The 17434-nt window shown below is 62.8% G+C and carries 13 protein-coding genes; 11 read left to right on the top strand and 2 right to left on the bottom strand.

Translation table 11 applies throughout. From position 1 onward, the window contains the following. The first annotated feature begins 174 nt into the window (after positions 1–174). Entirely contained in the window at positions 175–1212 is a 1038-nt protein-coding gene (locus IPJ87_07840) for a quinone-dependent dihydroorotate dehydrogenase (GenBank protein MBK7941771.1), read from the top strand. Continuing rightward, positions 1200–2057, top strand: a complete 858-nt coding sequence (locus IPJ87_07835) for a hydroxymethylglutaryl-CoA lyase (GenBank protein ID MBK7941770.1) — start codon at positions 1200–1202, stop codon at positions 2055–2057. The genes IPJ87_07840 and IPJ87_07835 overlap by 13 nt, the downstream gene beginning before the upstream one ends. A 48-nt stretch (positions 2058–2105) precedes the next feature. On the opposite strand, the gene IPJ87_07830 is transcribed toward IPJ87_07835, so the two are convergent. Next, on the bottom strand, positions 2106–3704 hold the full coding sequence (locus IPJ87_07830) for a glycosyltransferase family 39 protein (GenBank protein ID MBK7941769.1): 1599 nt from the start codon (positions 3702–3704) through the stop codon (positions 2106–2108). Further along, entirely contained in the window at positions 3701–4972 is a 1272-nt protein-coding gene (locus IPJ87_07825) for a metallophosphoesterase (protein MBK7941768.1), read from the bottom strand. Before IPJ87_07825 ends, IPJ87_07830 begins: the two co-directional genes overlap by 4 nt. Positions 4973–5127: 155 nt before the next feature. Between IPJ87_07825 and IPJ87_07820 the strand changes: the two genes are divergently transcribed. From IPJ87_07820 to IPJ87_07780, 9 genes are all read left to right on the top strand, one after another. Further along, entirely contained in the window at positions 5128–6531 is a 1404-nt protein-coding gene (locus IPJ87_07820; GenBank protein ID MBK7941767.1) for a PQQ-like beta-propeller repeat protein, read from the top strand. An 18-nt stretch (positions 6532–6549) separates the two neighbouring features. After that, positions 6550–7245, top strand: a complete 696-nt coding sequence (locus tag IPJ87_07815; GenBank protein MBK7941766.1) for a hypothetical protein — start codon at positions 6550–6552, stop codon at positions 7243–7245. A 31-nt stretch (positions 7246–7276) separates the two neighbouring features. After that, positions 7277–8137 (top strand): DUF3473 domain-containing protein, encoded by an 861-nt coding sequence (locus tag IPJ87_07810; GenBank protein ID MBK7941765.1) that lies wholly within the window; start codon positions 7277–7279, stop codon positions 8135–8137. After that, on the top strand, positions 8134–9231 hold the full coding sequence (locus IPJ87_07805) for a glycosyltransferase family 4 protein (GenBank protein MBK7941764.1): 1098 nt from the start codon (positions 8134–8136) through the stop codon (positions 9229–9231). The genes IPJ87_07810 and IPJ87_07805 overlap by 4 nt, the downstream gene beginning before the upstream one ends. Continuing rightward, entirely contained in the window at positions 9221–10360 is a 1140-nt protein-coding gene (locus IPJ87_07800) for a glycosyltransferase (protein MBK7941763.1), read from the top strand. Before IPJ87_07805 ends, IPJ87_07800 begins: the two co-directional genes overlap by 11 nt. Continuing rightward, positions 10357–10917 carry a colanic acid biosynthesis acetyltransferase WcaF gene (wcaF, locus tag IPJ87_07795; GenBank protein MBK7941762.1) on the top strand — a complete coding sequence of 187 codons (561 nt, stop codon included), beginning with the start codon at positions 10357–10359 and terminating at the stop codon, positions 10915–10917. The genes IPJ87_07800 and wcaF overlap by 4 nt, the downstream gene beginning before the upstream one ends. Beyond that, positions 10914–11675: a glycosyltransferase gene (locus IPJ87_07790; protein MBK7941761.1), complete on the top strand. Its 762-nt coding sequence runs from the start codon at positions 10914–10916 to the stop codon at positions 11673–11675. Before wcaF ends, IPJ87_07790 begins: the two co-directional genes overlap by 4 nt. Beyond that, positions 11672–12577, top strand: a complete 906-nt coding sequence (locus tag IPJ87_07785) for a dialkylresorcinol condensing enzyme DarA (GenBank protein ID MBK7941760.1) — start codon at positions 11672–11674, stop codon at positions 12575–12577. Before IPJ87_07790 ends, IPJ87_07785 begins: the two co-directional genes overlap by 4 nt. 156 nt (positions 12578–12733) lie before the next feature. Then, positions 12734–17410 (top strand): hypothetical protein, encoded by a 4677-nt coding sequence (locus IPJ87_07780; GenBank protein ID MBK7941759.1) that lies wholly within the window; start codon positions 12734–12736, stop codon positions 17408–17410. Positions 17411–17434: the final 24 nt, after the last annotated feature.

Raw genomic sequence — 17434 nt, 5'->3', positions numbered from 1 at the left:
GGCCCGGTCATGTCCGTACAGGCCAGCAGAAGGCCCATGCCACGATCTTCCTTTGGAGACCGGGCATCGCGACCGGCTGACGTGGCCAAGGACGTATGTATGGCCATACATATGTTCCGCAGCCCATGACTCGGTACTTCCTTGCTTCCACCTCAGCCGGTACTTTCGCCTCGGATGTACGCGCTCCTCCGCCCGCTGTTCTTCCGGTTCACACCCGAGCGGGCCCATCACCTCACCTTCACCCTGTTGGAGTTCGCCTCCAAGGTACCCGGTGCGCTTGGGCTCGTGGGCGGCGCGAAACCTCCCGTAAAAGCGGCCGTCGAGGTCATGGGCCTTCGTTTCCCTTCACCCGTGGGCCTCGCCGCCGGCATGGACAAGGACGCCAAGCATGTGGACGCACTGAGCGCACTGGGCTTCGGCTTCATCGAGGTCGGCACCCTTACCCCGGTGGCCCAGCCGGGCAACGAGCAGCCCCGGCTGTTCCGCCTGCCCGCGGATCGTGCGCTCATCAACCGAATGGGTTTCAACAACGGCGGCGTGCAGGCCGCAGTGGAACGCCTGCGCGATCGTAAGCCCGGCATCATCGTCGGTGGCAACATTGGCAAGAACAAGGCGACACCCAATGAGCAGGCCCTGGACGACTATGTGAAGTGCTTCGAGGCGTTGTATCCCGTGGTGGACTACTTCGTGGTGAACGTGAGCAGCCCGAACACACCCGGCCTACGAGCCTTGCAGGATAAGGGGCCTTTGCTCGAGATCCTCACGCGGTTGCATGCGCTCAACGGGCAACGGGCGGGTAGCGGTCCGCGGAAACCGATCTTGCTGAAGATCGCACCGGACCTCACGGACGCCCAGTTGGACGACGTGGTCGCCGTGGTGAAGGAGAGCGGCATCGCCGGGGTGATCGCCACCAACACCACCATTTCCCGCGAAGGCCTGCGCACGCCGAAGGGCGAGGTGGAGGTCATGGGGGCGGGCGGCGTGAGCGGAGCTCCGGTGCGTCGGCGCAGTACCGAGGTGGTGCGCTACCTGCGCGACCGCCTGCCGCGCCCCATTGTCATCATCGGCGTGGGCGGCATCGATTCGGCGGAGGCGGCCATGGAGAAGCTGATGGCCGGCGCCGACCTGGTTCAAGTCTACACCGGCCTCATCTACGAAGGACCCGCGCTGGTCAAGCGCATCAACCAGGCCTACGCCCGATGGAAGGCGTGAAGCTCGTCGAATGTCCGCGCGATGCCATGCAGGGCATCGGCCCCTTCATTCCCACCGACGTGAAGGTGGCCTACCTGAACACGCTGCTGAAGGTGGGATTCGACAGCATCGACATCGGCAGCTTCGTGAGCCCCAGGGCCATACCGCAGCTGGCCGACACCCCCGAGGTGCTGGCCCGCATCGACCGCATCGGCTCGCGCAGCAAGCTGCTGGTGATCGTGGCCAACGAACGTGGTGCCGAGGAGGCGGTGAAGCAGGAGTGCGTGACCTATCTGGGTTATCCCTTCAGCATCAGCGAGACCTTTCAGCAGCGGAACACCAACACCAACATCGAAGGCGCGTGGGGCCGCATCGCTCGGATCGCAGAGCTCGCGCGCAACGCCGGAAAGGAACTGGTGGTGTATATCAGCATGGCCTTCGGCAACCCGTATGGCGATCCCTGGAACGCGGATGTGGCCCTGCACTGGACCGACCGACTGGTGAAGGAACTTGGTGTGCGCATCATCGCCTTGAGCGATACGGTCGGTGTGGCTCGACCCGAGGACATCGCGTCCATGTTCGCCGCGCTCATCCCTGCGATGCCCGAGGTGGAGTTCGGTGCGCACCTGCATTGCAGCCCCGACAACTGGCGGAGCAAGACACAAGCTGCCTGGGACGCCGGATGCCGGCGCTTCGACGGGGCCATTAAAGGCTATGGCGGTTGTCCCATGGCCGAGGATGAGCTGGTGGGCAACCTGCAGATGGAACTCTTCGTGCGCCACCTCGAGGAGCGTGGCATCCGCACGGGCCTCGACCTGGCGCAGCTGGACCGAGCTGTGCAGCAGGCGGTGGGGGTGTTCCCGTAACGCTTGCACCTTTGCGAGGAGCGGGCAAGGTGTGTTGCGAACGCCGCGTTATTCCTGTCCGGTGAGCGCGAAGACGCACACATTCTCGAACCCACCGATCGGAGCTTCGAGGAATGGTCCCAGACCGGGTTTGAGCAATACACTGTCGTTGGTGGTCACCAAATAGCGCGCGCCTTGTCGGACCTTCTCACGGAGGAGTTGGGGGTGATCGCTCAAGGCTTCGAAATCCGTCCACCCGGAGCGCTCCATCAGGTAAAGGCTCCTATTGAAGCTGATGTCCGGCATGGAGATCACACGGGCGCTTTCATCGAGCCCCATGCTTCTAAAGGCTTCATGCATCCTGCCCAGCGGTTCGTGCTGCGTGAGGTACTCATGGTTCATCCACGTGGAATACCGGTCCTTCATCCTGCGTCGGGCGAAATCGGTGCCATGCACCAGCACTGCCAGCAGGAGCAACTGGAAAGGCCAGGCGTGGATGATCCGCGAGCGGCTGCGGACGAGAGCCAGCAAGCCGAGCAGAAGAGCGGCGGGGAAGAGGATCACCTGATCGAGACTGTAATAATCATGGTCTCTGAGCGCGCCGAAGAACAGGACGCCGATGCACAGGATACCGGCGCACAACAGAGCGAACGTCGTCCAAAGCGCCCGTGGGATGTGTTTCGGAAGGAACAAGGCCGGTGCGGAAACGGTGAGCAGTGCGAGATAGAGGTCAGGGCGCAGGTAATCGCGACGGAGGTGATCACCGAGGCCTTGACGAACGGCGTCGAGCTCATCCGTGTGGATCCGCCAGTAAGGCAGCACCCCGATGAGGAAAATGCCTTGTGTCTGTCCCGAGTTGTACGAGCGGGCGTACGTGTACCATGCGGCGATCACGCCCACGGCCGCCAGACCGGCGATCAACGGCACGACCCGTTCGGACGGTCTCCAAGGCCCGAGGAGGATCCTTCGCCACGGCATGAAGGAAATGAGCAGGATCGCGAGCAGGATCAAGAGGCTCAACGCCGCTGTGGCCTTGAGCAAGCCCGCCACGGTGAAGAGCGCTATCGCGAGGACAAGCCGTGCGCGATCCGCCTTGTGGATCCCCGAGGCCGTTGCATGCCAGCCTATAAGGACGAAGCCGAGCGCCGCGGCGTTGGGCAGGAAGTTGTTCGCGTAGTAGGCCACCATCGGAGAGGTGAACAGGAACGCGGACACCCATGCGGCGAGGATCCCGTCCTTCAGCAGGGTGAAGGCCGTGAGGAACAAGCAGATCAACCCGGAGAAGGAGAGCAACATGACGAACGCCCGGTACAGCCACTCCTGTTGACCTGTGGTCCTCCACACCTTACCGATGATGTAGGGGAGGATGGGCAGTTCGCTTAAGGCCCTCCCGGAGCCGTCCGGTCCGAGGTAGTGCATCTTCCCTTCCCAAAAGGGCAGATCGTCGTGCATATAGTGCCACGTCATGGAGAGGCAGTCGCTTTGCCTCCATGCGTGGTACCCCTGCGGCCGTTTGAAGAGGATCTCGTGATAGCCATAGGTCCAGGCTTGAAGCGCCAGAACGACGACCAACACGATCAGACCACCCGTACGCCCGACATGCAGCCCAGGCTGACGGGCCGACCAGGTGACAACGGCTTGGCGGAGATCGGCGACCAGCCGCATCATGCACGTGGAGCTTCACCCTCACGCCGCAGCTCGATCACGGTGATCTCGGGTGGCATGCCCACGCGGCCCGGAAAGCCGATGAAGCCGAAGCCCCGGTTCACGTACAGGTGCTGTGCACCCTCGGTGTACAGGCCCGCCCACCGCTTGTACACCCATTGAGCGGGACTGTAGGTCTGCCCGGCGATGGTGATGCCGAACTGAGCCCCGTGGGTATGCCCGCTCAGGGTGAGGTCGATGCCGGTTCCCAACACCTGTTCCTCCCAATGCGTGGGGTCGTGGCTCATCAGGATGCGGAACGTCGCGGGGTCATGGCCCTGCATCGTGCGCGACAGGTCGCCGTACTGCTGGAACCGTCGGCCCCAATTCTGTACACCAAGGAGCGTGATGGCCTCATCGTCGCGCTCGATCCGGGTGTTCTCATCAAGCATCAGGCGGAAGCCCATGGCGGCGTGGTGCTTCTTCAGGCGCTCAAGGTTGGCGCGCTTGGCCTCCTGCGAATCCCAGCGGGCATAGTCGGAATAATCGTGGTTGCCCAGGATGGAGAACTTGCCGATCCGCGCACGCAGGTCCTTCAGCGTATCCACCCAGGCCTCGGCCTCGTCCGCGAAGTCGTTCACCATGTCACCGGTGAAGAGGATCAGGTCGGGGCGCTCCTTGTTGATCAGGTCCACGCCTTTGCGCACGATGTCCGTGCCGCTCGGAAAGCTGCCCAGATGCAGATCGCTGATCTGCACGATGCGGAGCCCATCGAAGGCTGCAGGCAGGTTCGGTGCGCTCAGGTGGACGCGTTCGATGCGGAAATTCCGCCGTCCGTGGGTGATGCCGTACAGCACACCGGCGAAGGGGATGGCCGACAGCGCAAGGCCGACTTGGGACAGGAACTTCAGCCGTGTGATCGGCTCGCCCGCGGAGACCGGATCGCCCGGGGTGAGCTTGTCGAAGAGCCAGCGACCGCCCTCGATGAGATCCTCCACCCCGTGGAAGAGGATGATCACCACCTTGGGCAGGAAGAACAGCATGAACAGGGCGGCGAGCGAGAACATGAACGAGTGGTTCCGCGTGCTGCGCAGGTCCTGGATGCTCACCGCTACCCAGACCATCAAGGCCAGCATGCCGATGGACACCGCCCAGTAGATCAACCGCACGACGCGCCGTCCTCCCTGGGTCCAGCCGTTCATCGCCGTATTGATGCCTTTGTAGGCGTACAGGTCGATCAGGACCAGCACGACCATGAACACAACGAAACCCAGTAGTCCTCGGGAGGTCATCAGTGAGAAGATTCAGGCAGGGGTGGGGTCGTCACCATAAAGGCTGTCAAAAGTAGGTCCATTGCCACGGGCATGCCGATATTCGGGCATTCAAGATGAGCACCATTGCCTGTGGTCGCCCCCTTCTGTCCCTTGCTCCATTGATCGTTCCGTCCATGGTGGCCGGTCAGCTCACCTGGCAACGCACTTACGGTGGTTTCGGGGCGGATGAGGCCGTGGCCGTTGAGGCCACCTTGGACAGAGGGTACGTCATGCTCGGCAGTACCGGCAGCTTCGGCAATGGCGGTGGTGACATCTATCTCGTCCGCGTGGACAGCGCTGGGTCCTTGATCTGGTCCACCACCTACGGAGGTGTTGGTGCCGAACAGGGTGCGGACCTGGCACGAACGGATGATGAAGGCCTCCTTGTCGTCGGGACCCGTTATGCCGGCGCCGCATTCGGATACGACGGTTTCCTGGTGCGCACGGACCCTGCTGGAGCCCCGCTGTGGGAAAGGACCTATGGCCAAGAGGAGTGGGACTTGTTCCATGCTGCCGCCACTGTGCCCGGTGGGTGGTTCGTGGTGGGTCAAACGTTCAGCTCGGGCGACGGGTCTGGAGAGGCGTGGATCCTTCGAATCGATGAGGCAGGTGATACCCTCTGGACACGGACGTTCGGAGCTGCGGGAAGCGAGGAAGCCACCGCTGTGGTGGGAACAGCGGATGGAGGCTGCACCGTGGTCGTCAACACCGCCTTGGGCGGTGGTCAGGATGTCGTCCTGCTGCGGTATGCTTCAGATGGAACGCTTCTTTGGCAAACAGCCTGGGGCGGATTGGCTTGGGATGAAGGCCGGTCCTTGACGGCCACCACCGATGGCGGATACGTCGTGGGCGGGATCACGGAAGGGGTCGTGCCCTATCGGACCATGCTTCTGGTCAAGTTCAATGGTGCAGGGGATTTCCTGTGGAATGAGGTCACCTTTGGTCAAGGCAGCTGGGAAGGACATGGGGTGATCGAACTTCAGAACGGTGACCTATGCCTTGCCGGGTCCACGGACGCTTTCGGGGCCGGTGGGAAGGACATGTACATGTGGCATACGACCGCCACAGGGGCATACATCGAGGGCCCGACCTTCGGCGGGTTGGAGCAGGATGAGGCATTCGACGTTGTGGCTGCCATCGATGGTGGTTATATGCTGGTAGGCCGAACGAACAGCGCTGGCCCTGGGCCGCAGGCGGTGTTGGCCGTGAAGCACTTCGGAGCTCCACTGAGCGGCGGATTCACCGAGACGCTCGACCCCCTTCCCATCAGCGACCCGCAGCCCCTCTCCTCCGGCCTATGCCTGCATCCCAATCCCGCCCGGCCTGGTGATGCCATCACCGTCCGCATGTCCGGACGCACCATCGGCCAGTGGACCGGCGCCCTGCTCGATCAGCAGGGACGGACGGTCGCCCTCTGGCCTGCTGTGGGAGCGGATGAACCCCTCGCGCTGCCCCTGCTCGCCCCCGGCACCTACCTGCTACAACTGGACCTGGACGATGGTGGCCGCACGTCCACCCGGCTCTGCATCCTTCCCTGATCGCGACCGGTCGGCACCATGGATCCCCAGGCCCTCGTGCTCAAGCTCCACGCGCTCTCCGGTGCCATCGCTCTGGGCGCCGCGCCCGTGGCGATGCTCGTGCGCAAGGGTGGACACTGGCATCGCTGGTGGGGGCGTGCCTTCTTCTTCGCCATGGTGCTGGTGTGCGCCACCGCCCTCCTGGCCGGCCTCTGGCGTCCCAACCCGCTCATGGCCCTGGTGGCCCTCTTCAGTTTCCACCTGGCGGCCACCGGCTACCGCGGTCTGTACCTGAAGGGGCTCCACAAGGGACAGCGCCTGGGTCGTTGGGACCTGTTGATGCACGGTGCCGCCGGTCTCGTGAACACCGGGTTGTTCCTCTGGGGCATGGTCCACCTCGTCCATGGGGAACGCAGCTCGGCGGCGATCATCTTCACCGCCTTCGGGGCCATCGGCTGTGCCCTGGTGTTCATGCAGCTGCGCCGCTTCTTCCGCACCCACCACGACAAGCAGGAGTGGCTCTACGCCCACATGAGCGGTTTCCTCGGCAGCTACATCGCCACCGTGTCCGCCTTCAGCGCCGTCAACCTGGCCATGATCAAACCCATGTGGCTGCAATGGCTGTGGCCCACCCTGCTCGGCGTGCCGCTCATCGTGGGCTGGATCCGCCACACCCGCGCCCGCTTCGACAAGGGCGAACGCCCGCGCTTCCTCGGTCGGATCCGCATCGGCTGAGCTCGTCGGCCCATCGGGGTACCTTTGCCGCATGCCCGCGCGCTGTGTGTTCTCCGTCGACGTGGAGGAGTGGTTCCATATCCTCGATGTGCCCTCCACGCCGCCCCTGGCGCAGTGGGACGGCCTTGAGTCGCGGGTGGAGCCCTCGTTCCGCCGCATGCTCGACCTCTTCGCCGAGAAGCACGTGCGCACGACCCTCTTCATCCTGGGTTGGGTGGCCGAGCGCCATCCCCAGCTCGTGCGCGATGCCGCCGCCCAAGGCCACGAGATCGCCTCCCACGGCTATGCGCACGAGCTCGTGTACAAGCACGACCGCCGTCACTTCGCCGAGGACGTGCGCCGCGCCAAGGGCGTCATCGAGGACGCCGCTGGTGTGAAGGTCCGCGGCTACCGGGCGCCCGGTTTCAGCGCGACCAAGGAGACGCCGTGGTTCTTCGAGGCCCTCGCCGAGACCGGTCATGCCTACGATAGCAGCATCTGGCCGGGCAGCCGCAACCATGGGGGCTGGCCCGGCGCGCTTCCCGTGCCCCATGTGGTGTCCACCACGCAGGGCGGGATCGTGGAGTTCCCCATCAGCCTGGACCGCCTGCTGGGCCGCGACCTCTACTTCTTCGGCGGTGGCTACCTGCGCTTCTTCCCGTACCCGCTGATCCGCCAGCGCGCCAGGGCCGTGCTGGCCGAAGAGCGCCCCGTGGTCTTCTACCTGCATCCCCGCGAGGTGGATCCCCATCATCCACGGCTGCCCATGAGCGCCAAGCGCCGCTTCATGAGCTACGTGAACCTCGCCACCACCGAGCCCAAGATGCGCCGGCTGTTCGACGACCTGCCCATGACCACCTTCGGCGAACTGCTCGATGCGGGCGTGGCCCATCTTCCGCGACAGGTCGCATGAGCACGCACCGCAAGGCGCTCTTCCTGTACACGGAGCTCGCCCCGTATTTCCTGGCGTGCGTGGAGCGCCTGGTGCGCGACCACGACGTGGAGGTGCACATCGTGCGATGGCCGGTGAACCGCGAGGCACCCTTCACCCTGCGCTTCGGCGACCGCGTGAAGGTGTATGAGCGCGACGCGTTGGACGATCAGGCCTTGATGCGCCTGACGCATGGCGTCGGGCCGGACATCGCCTTCGCCAGCGGCTGGGTCGACAAGGGCTACCTGCGCGTATGCCGCATGCTGCACAAGCAGGGCCTGCCTACGGTGATGTGCAGCGACACGGCCTGGCGTGGTGATGCACGCCAATGGGCCGCGGTGGCCGCCACCCGGCTGTGGCTCCGCCGCACCTTCAGCCACGCCTGGGTCACCGGGGAGGCGCAGGCCCGCTATGCCCGGCGGCTCGGATTCCCCGCCCTCAACATCCGCACCGGCTTCTACAGCGCCGACACCGATCGCTTCCTCCCGCTGGGGCGGCGCCTGCTGGACCAACGCACCGACCGCTGGCCCCACCGGCTGCTCTGCGTGGCCCGCTACATCCCCACCAAGGGCCACCAGCTGCTCTGCGACACCTTCGCCACCCTGTGCGATCAGGGCCGGGCCGGCGACTGGGAGTTGTGGATCGCAGGCACCGGCGAATTGCACGAGCAGGTGGTGCGCTCCACCTCGGGCCGCCATGCGTGCATCAAGCACCTGGGCTTCGTGCAGGCGGATGAGATGGCGAAGGTGGTGGAACAGTGCGGCGTGTTCGTGCTGCCCAGTACCTATGAGCCCTGGGGCGTGGTGGTGCACGAGCATGCCTGTGCGGGCCTTCCCCTGGTGCTGAGCCATGCGGTGGGGGCGGGTGAACGCTTCCTCGCTCCGGGGGAGAACGGCGTCCGCTTTGTCGCAGGCGACGGCGCCGACCTGCGCAAGGCCCTGCTGCAGCTGATGGAACGCAGCGATGCCGACCTGCTTCTCATGGGCCGGCACAGCCACACCCTGGGCGGTCTGTGGACCCCGGCGGAATGGGCGCGCACCGTGATGGACCTGATGAAAGCCCGCCGTGAAGCCTAGGGTCCTGGTCTTCATCGATTGGTACCTGCCCGGTTACAAGGCCGGCGGACCCGTGCGCAGCATGGCCAACCTGGTGGACCACCTGCGCGACAAGGTCGACCTGCACATCGTCACCACCGATACCGATTACACCGAGACCACGCCCTACGCCGGTATCGTGCCCGATCGCTGGACCGTGATGCCTGGCGGCGAGAAGGTGTGGTACGCTTCGCGCCCCGGGGTGAACGCGGCTGTCTGGCGCGAGCTGCTGGCCGAAGAGCCCTGGACCACGGTGTACATCAACGGCATGTACTCCAAGTGGTTCAGCGTGATGCCGCTGTGGCTGCTGAAGGGTACAGGGCAACGACGGGTGGTGGCCGTGCGCGGCATGCTTGCAGTGGGCATGATGAAGCATGGTGCGCTGAAGAAGCGCGCGTTCCTTGCAGTGATGCGGATGCTGGGCTGCTACCGCGGTGTCGTGTTCCAGGCCACCAACACCGAGGAGGTCGAGGACGTGAAGCGCTGGATGGGAAGGGATGTCGAGGTGCGGCTGGTGCCCAACCTGGGTCGTTGCATGCCGGCCAAGGAACCTCCGCCGCGTGGTAAGCGACCCGGTGAGCTGCGGCTCGTGAGCGTAGCCCGTATCGCCGTGGAGAAGAACACGCTCTTCGCCATCGAATGCCTGAAGCAGGTGAAGGGCCGGGTGACCTTCGACCTCTACGGGCCCATCTACGACGAGGCCTACTGGGCGAAGTGCCGGGAGGCCATCGCCCAGCTGCCGCCCGGTATCACGGTATCGCACAAGGGAACGGCCGCGCCGGAGGAGGTGCCCGGCCTCTTCGCGCAGGTCCATGCCCTGTTCATGCCCAGCCAGGGCGAGAACTTCGGCCACACCATGGTGGAAGCGCTGGCAGCGGGGCTTCCCTTGGTCATCAGCGACCGCACGCCGTGGAAAGGGCTCGAGCGTCAGAATGCCGGCTGGGACATCCCCTTGGAGGACCCGGCCCGCTTCACCCGGACCATCCAACTGCTGGTGCACATGGAGGAGCAGGCGTTGCGGGCGACCGTCGGCGGCGCTTTCGCACTGGGCAAGCGATATTTGGACGATCCGGCGCCGGTGCAACGCACGCTGGAGCTCCTGGTGCCATGACCGAACGCAAGCGCGTCGACCTCAGCCGCTTCACCAACGCCGACTTCCCCAAGGGGGCGGGCGCGGTGAAGATGACGCTGTGGTATTTCACCAACGCGCTCTTCTTCCTGAACCCCCTGTTCCCGTTCCGCTCGCCCAAGCCCGCGCTGCTCCGCCTGTTCGGTGCGCGGGTGGGGAAGGGGGTCGTCATTCATCCCGGGGTGAACATCAAGTACCCCTGGAAGCTCACCATCGGCGACCACGTATGGATCGGGCAGCGCGCCTGGCTCGACAACATCGATCAGCTCATCATCCGTGACCATGTGGTGATCAGCCAGGGCGCCATGATCATCCAGGGCAGCCACAACTACAAGAAGGTCGATTACCCCACCCTGAGCGGTCCCGTGGTGCTGGAAGAGGGCAGCTGGGTGGGGGCGGGCGCCATGGTGATGCTCGGCGTCACCCTGAAGAGCCATAGTGTGCTCTCCGCAGGCAGTGTGGCCACCAAGGACCTGGAGCCGTACATGATCCACCAGGGGAATCCCGCGCAGCCCGTCCGCGAACGCGTGATCGAATGAGGTTCACGCTGATCACCGTGTGCTACAAGGCCGGCGAGGAGCTGGCCGAGACGGTGGCCAGCGTGCGTGCGCAGACCCATCCGCACATCGAGCACATCATCGTGGACGGCGCTTCGCCGGACGAAGCCACGCGCACCGTGCTGAGGCGCGTTGACGACGGTCGCTCGATCCTCATCAGCGAGCCGGACAAGGGCGTGTACGACGCCATGAACAAGGGCCTCGCGCGTGCCACCGGTGAGGTGGTCGGCTTCGTGAACGCCGGCGACCTGCTGGAGGCGCCCGACGTGATCGCGAAGCTCGCGGCCGAGTTCGCCCAGGGCGACGACGATGTGATCTATGGCGATGCCCACATGGTGGACCCGCGCGACATCCGCCGGGTGCGCCGCTTCTGGAAGGGCGGGGCCTACCACCGCGACAACTTCCGCAGCGGCTGGATGCCGCCCCACCTGGGCACCTACATCCGCCGCGCGGCCTACCAACGCTTCGGCGGCTTCGACCTGCGCTTCCACATCGCGGCCGATTACGAGCTGATGTTCCGCTTCCTGTACAAGCACCGGCTGCGGGCGCGCTACGTGCCGCTCACGATCGTGCGCTTCCGCCTGGGCGGGGCCAGTAACAAGAGCCTCACCCACGTGTGGAAGGCGAACCGCGAGGTGGTGGAGGCCTGGCGCCACAACGGCTTCGCCCCGCCGCCGCTGCTGGCCATCCGCAAACCGTTGCGCAAATTGGCCCAGTACTTCCGTCCTTCCGGGTCATGAAGCGCGTCCTCGTCATCCACTACTCGCAGACCGGGCAGCTCTCCGCGCTGCTTGACCGCATCGTGGCGCCCTTGCAGGCCGCGGGCATGGTGGTGGACCATCTTCCCCTGCGGCCCGCCACACCCTATCCGTTCCCGTGGACGCGCCTCACCTTCTTCAACTGCTTCCCCGAGGCGGTGGGCCACGACCCCGTGCCGTTGGAGCCGCTCAACGTGCCGCCTGAAGGCCCGTACGACCTGGTCATCCTGGGCTACACCATCTGGTTCCTCAACCCGAGCATCCCCATGACCAGCTTCCTGAAGCACCCCGATGCCGCCCGCTACCTGGCGGACCGGCCGGTGCTGACGGTGGTGGGCGCGCGCAACATGTGGGTGCTGGCCCAGGAGCACATGCGCAGCGCCGTGGCCGCCTTGCGCGGACGGCTGGTGGGCCACATCACCGTGGTGGACCGAAGCCCCAACCTGGTCAGCGTCATCACCATCATCCGCTGGATGTTCTGGGGGCGCCGCGACCCCTTCCTGGTCTTCCCCGCGGCCGGCATCCGCGCCGAGGACATGGACGCCTCGGCCCGGTTCGGCCGCGTGCTGGTGGAGCACCTGTCCGCCGGCGACCTCCGCGGGCTGAACGCCGCGTTGCGCCAAGAGGGCTCCATCCGCATCGTGCCCAGCCTGTTGATGCTGGAGAAGCGGGCCACCTTCCTGTTCGGCAAGTACCGCCGCTACATCCTGGCCAAGGTGCACCGCGACCCGGCCAGCCGCCTGCGCCGCGTGAAGGTGTTCAGCACCTTGCTCACCATCGGGGTCTTCATCCTGGGGCCCCTCACCACCCTCACCACGGGGCTGCTCTCCCTGGTGAAGCGACGGCAGCTGCGCGAGGAAGTGGAGCGCCTATCGACGTACTGAGCATGTAGGCTTGATCCAGGGAGACCTGGTCGACCGTCCCGCTCTTTAGGTGACGCTGATCCAAGGGAGGTGCGCCGGGGGGCGAGTGGTTATTGACCCGGGTCGATGATATAGTTTCGTACCAAATCCAGGCTGATGCGGTCCTTAGGGATGTTCATGGTTGTGCTCTTGTCTTTCGTGGCAGGGGACAGGGCCATTCGGGCTCAGTGGCAAGAACAGCCTTTGCCGACCGTGGCCTTATGCTTTGGGATACACGCATTGGATGGCCAGAACGCCATGGTCGTGGGGGACTTTGGGTCGATCTACAGGACCGTGAACGGAGGCAATTCGTGGTTCAACCAAGGTACGGGTCAGTTCCTCGAGACCTTCATGACGTTCGATTCGCTGGCTGGCGTGCACATGATCGATCAGGACACATGGATCGTCGCCGGATACAACCCCTTCGAGTTGGCGGAGATCATCATCCGCACGGCGGATGGGGGCCAAAGTTGGACGATGGTTCATCTCGGCCCTGACTTCACCGGTGTGTATGACATGGACTTTCCGTCCCCAACGGTCGGTCTCACAGTGGGTAAGCAGGGCCGCATTCTACGGACAACGGATGCTGGGCTGACCTGGTCACCTGTGCCTACACCGGTCAATGGCCAATTGAATGATCTGGACATGGAAACGGATCAGGTGGGGTATGTGGCAGGCCATCATTGTGTTCTACGCACCTCCAACGGCGGTGCCAGTTGGGTCCAGCTTAACGCAGAGAATCGCAACTATCTGGCCATCAGTGCCGCCGGGCAGAATGTTCTGTATGCAACCTCGGGCTTTGAGATCGGAAGCAGCGGTGATCTATTGAGGTCCGTGGATGGAGGGGTCTCCTGGAGTACGATCGAGACGCCGTTCCACCCGCAGGGGGATCTACACGCCATCAGCCCCGATACGGTCCTGGTCGCAGGTTCGGTGCTCTACGCTTCGTTCGATGGCGGTGCCTACTGGTTCAAGTATCCGGAGACCGATGGTCATGTCATTCATGACCTCAACCTTGATCTCCCAGGTCATGGTTTTATGGTCGGGTCGGGGGGGAGCGCCTTTCGAGTCGCAGGAGCGCTACCGGTGCCATCGCCGGTAGCCGTCTACGAACCGATCGGTCAGTCCATCTGCATGAATGACCCTGTAACGGTGTTCAACCGGTCAGCTCCAGGGTATTCCTACGCCTGGTTTGTGGACGGCACGTTGGTGGCCAATACCTATCACCTGACCCACGCGTTCACCTCCCCCGGCTCCACAGACGTCCGGCTGGAAGTAAGCGATGGCGTCCACACGGATGTCTTCGAGACCAGCGTGAATGTTAATTCTCCGGCTCCACCCGTGCAGAGTTTCAGCTGGTCGAGCCCGAATCTGAATCATGGGCTGGGTTGCTGCGCCGCGTGCACCGGTCTGCCTACTGATATCTATGTAAGCGGCCCTACAGGTCAACAGTATCGCGTCGAGTTCAACGGCGTGCCGATGACTCCATGGGACAACACCCCGGGTTTGTTCAACAATCTGCCCGTTCCGGCTGATACCCAGCTGGTGATCACCGTGGTCGGTAGGACATTGAGTTCTTGCGATACAGCCTATTTAGCTGTTCACGATACCGTGCCGGTCTTTTTGTACCCGGCTGACTTGCCTCCTGGTTCACTGGTTGCGGTGGACTCAACATTTTGTTGGGGTGACACCGTGGAGTACTACCTGGCGGGCACCCAACCCGGTGTGCTCTATTCCTTTCAGGGCAGTATCGATACGGTCATACAAGCAACCGACGATACGCTCTATTTCCATGCGATACAAACTAGCTACAGTTCTGTTGAGCTTGTGCGAGGGACCCATGGACTTTGTCGGCGAAGCTATGGATGGCCGGTCGATATCGAAGCGCACACCGATCTGCACCAGGTCGTGGCGAGATCGGTCCATCCAGATGTCGCGGTTGTCGGCCAGCCGGTAAGCATGTTGGATAATTCAATTCATGACTCCGAGTGGACATGGGATTTTGGTTCCACAGCGGTGCCTCCTGCTTCGGTCCAAGAGAACCCTGCCGTGGTGTATACAGTTCCTGATTGGTACACACCGATCGACCATGCTGTTCGGAACACCACGGGGTGTGCGGACACCATCAGTTCGTTCATCACGGTCGCCGATCCGGCGGACAGTCTATTGGCATCGATCTGTTCCTCGGATACGGTGTCCGGTGCGCACAGCACCATGCGGGTCTACCCCTTGGACATGGTGGTTGACCGCTGGGGGAATCGGTATGTGACCGGTGCGCATCGGGATGTCTATCCTGTCAGTCAGAATTATAGAGGACATGGATTGTTCTTGATCAAGTACAACGCGAGCGGTGACGTTCTCTGGGAGATCAGAACGCCTCAGCAAACCAATTCCCGGTGTGTCACAGGTACGTCCCTCGCGGTCGGCGAGGATGGTAGTGTTTATCTCGGTCTGACGGGTGCCGATGTCACTGTGCAGATCGGTGGTGAATCCATCTCTCTAGGGGTAAGCAACGATCGGCGCGCTGGTGTTGTGGTGAAGCTTGATTCTACAGGCCTATATCAATGGCATATCCGTGCCGTGGCTGATAACTCCAACAATCCAACGGGCCTTTCAGATCTGTTGGTCGGTCGTGATGGGTCTATTTATTTTGCTTTAGCGATGGAAAATTGTCAAATCTTTTTTCCGAATGGAGCTACTGTGCAAACCCAGATTTTCGGGCCAAAATTCTTTGTTGTAAAAGCTGATCCTGATGGTAATTTTATTTCGTATAATGGCCCTTCAAATACTAATGGATTTGAAGCGCGAAGCTATCATTATTTTGATGATCCATCTTATCCAATGCCTTCGTTTTGGGTGCCATCGACGCCCGAATTGATGCAGAATTGTGATGGTCGTATTATCGTTTCGACTTTGATGCAAGGCAACCTTGGATGGCAGTATTGGTTCGGAACGGATACGTTGCTGGTCGATCCGTCTCCATTAAGTCAGATCAACCAGTGCTTGGTGATCGCGGATGTCGATGAAAATTTAACTTCATGGGGAAACGCAGACATGCCATGGCGTAGTTACGACCAACAATATCGCGATTTTGCAGGCGACTTTTGCCCGTCACATATCCCCGGTCGGTTGGTCGCGCTGGTCGGTGGCTCAGGGATCGAGCCTGCCGTTGGAGGGCAACTACAGGGGTACCATGCGTGGGAGAGGGACGACTGTGTGATCTTTGAGTGGGATGTCGAGCTTGATTCTGTGACCTGGATGACCCATGTGCCTGGCCTATCAGCGGTTGAGGCATCCCTTGAGCGTTCGGCTGGGGGCTATGTGTTCGTCGGATGCAGCAATAGCGGTGGTGCGGCGGCGGCCGGACCCGGCACATTGCCTCAGGGTTCAGCGCTGGGAGTGAATGAGCGTGCGTTAGTGGTCGGCACGCTTTCCTTGGATGGTAGCCTGACCGGCTTGGAAGCCTATCCTAGCATGTCCAAGGGTTATGGGGAGGGCTCTGTGCTGGGCGGCATGACAAGGGAGTCGTCCGGGAAGCACACGTTCCTCGTCAATCCGTTGGATACGCTTCTGTTGGAAGGACAGGTGTTGCCCGGTATTGAGGAGTTCTACCTGGTGGAACTGGCATTGGACGGTGATTGCGCTTTCCAGGCTAGTGCGGGGGTCCAGTTCGCGAACTGTGACAGCGGCGCGACCATTTGCGCAGGATCGGAGCTGGGCCTTTACTGGGACTTGACCCTGGTCGACAGCGCGGATGTGCGGTGGCGGTTCGTGAACGATACGACCTGGCGTGCGCTGGTGGCCGGGACGACTGCGACCTCTGTGATCTGGACGGCTCCGGACACGATCAGCGTGGATACCGATGTCATCGTCTGGATCGCCGCCTCAGGAGGGGGGGGGGGCGACAGCCTCCTGGTGCACATTACGCCTTGGTGGAGTTGCAGCAGTCTGGATCTCGTTGAGGCCACAACGAGCATGCCCATCTGCACTCCGTCCGTTCTTGATGTGGCCTTCGCGGCCACCGGCGTTGTTGATTCCCTGGATCTGTTCGTCGGAGGGGTGGGTGGTGGCTGGTATCAATTGCTTGCCTCGGGTCTGTCCTCGGGTCAACAGCAGTTCTCCTGGAGCATTCCTGACACATCCGCCATACTGCACGAATTGCAGCTGACCTTGGTGGATCCCGCGGTCGGCTGGCGGGACAGCATCATTGTGTCCATTGCTCCATCGCCGGAGGTCGAGATCATCGAAGCGCTCATCTACTGTCCAGGGGATACTGTGCATTTCGCGGTGGATCATTACATCCCCGTCTCTTGGGTAGGCATGGGGGATACGCTGCCCTACTGGGTCATCCCCGGCGGCTTGGCAAGCGCGTTCATCTCGATCAGTGCGGAGGATATTCACGGATGCTGGGATCAGCAGTCGCTCTGGATCCAGATCACCAACTGCGTCGGGATCGCTGAGGTCGCTGGATCTGGCCTCGTGGTCTACCCGAATCCTGCGGGGTCCGTGTTGAATGTCATGGCACTCCAGCACGCGGCGGAGCTCGAGATCCTCGACGCTGGGGGACGGACTCTCTGGTCAGGTGGGTGTTCCCACAATCGTGCTCCGTGGATCTTGAGGGGTTCGCCTCCGGGGTGTACCTCCTGCGCACCCGGTTGGAGGGTGGCCAGAGGTTCAACATTCGGTTCGTCAAAGATTGAGCGCGAACAGTGGGTCCCTCTTGGTTCGGGAGACCGTTCCGGTCCTCGTCCGATGCGTCGACCGTTCCGCTCTTCCCAGGCCCGTGCTCTTAACCGGTGGCCCTTCATGAAATGACGGTGACATTCTGAGGGCCAGTTA

The sequence above is a fragment of the Flavobacteriales bacterium genome (genome assembly GCA_016713875.1).
Taxonomy (GTDB): domain Bacteria; phylum Bacteroidota; class Bacteroidia; order Flavobacteriales_F; family PHOS-HE28; genus PHOS-HE28.
The sequence above is the reverse complement of the archived record's forward strand: the minus strand, read 5'-3'. Positions and strand labels throughout refer to the sequence as shown.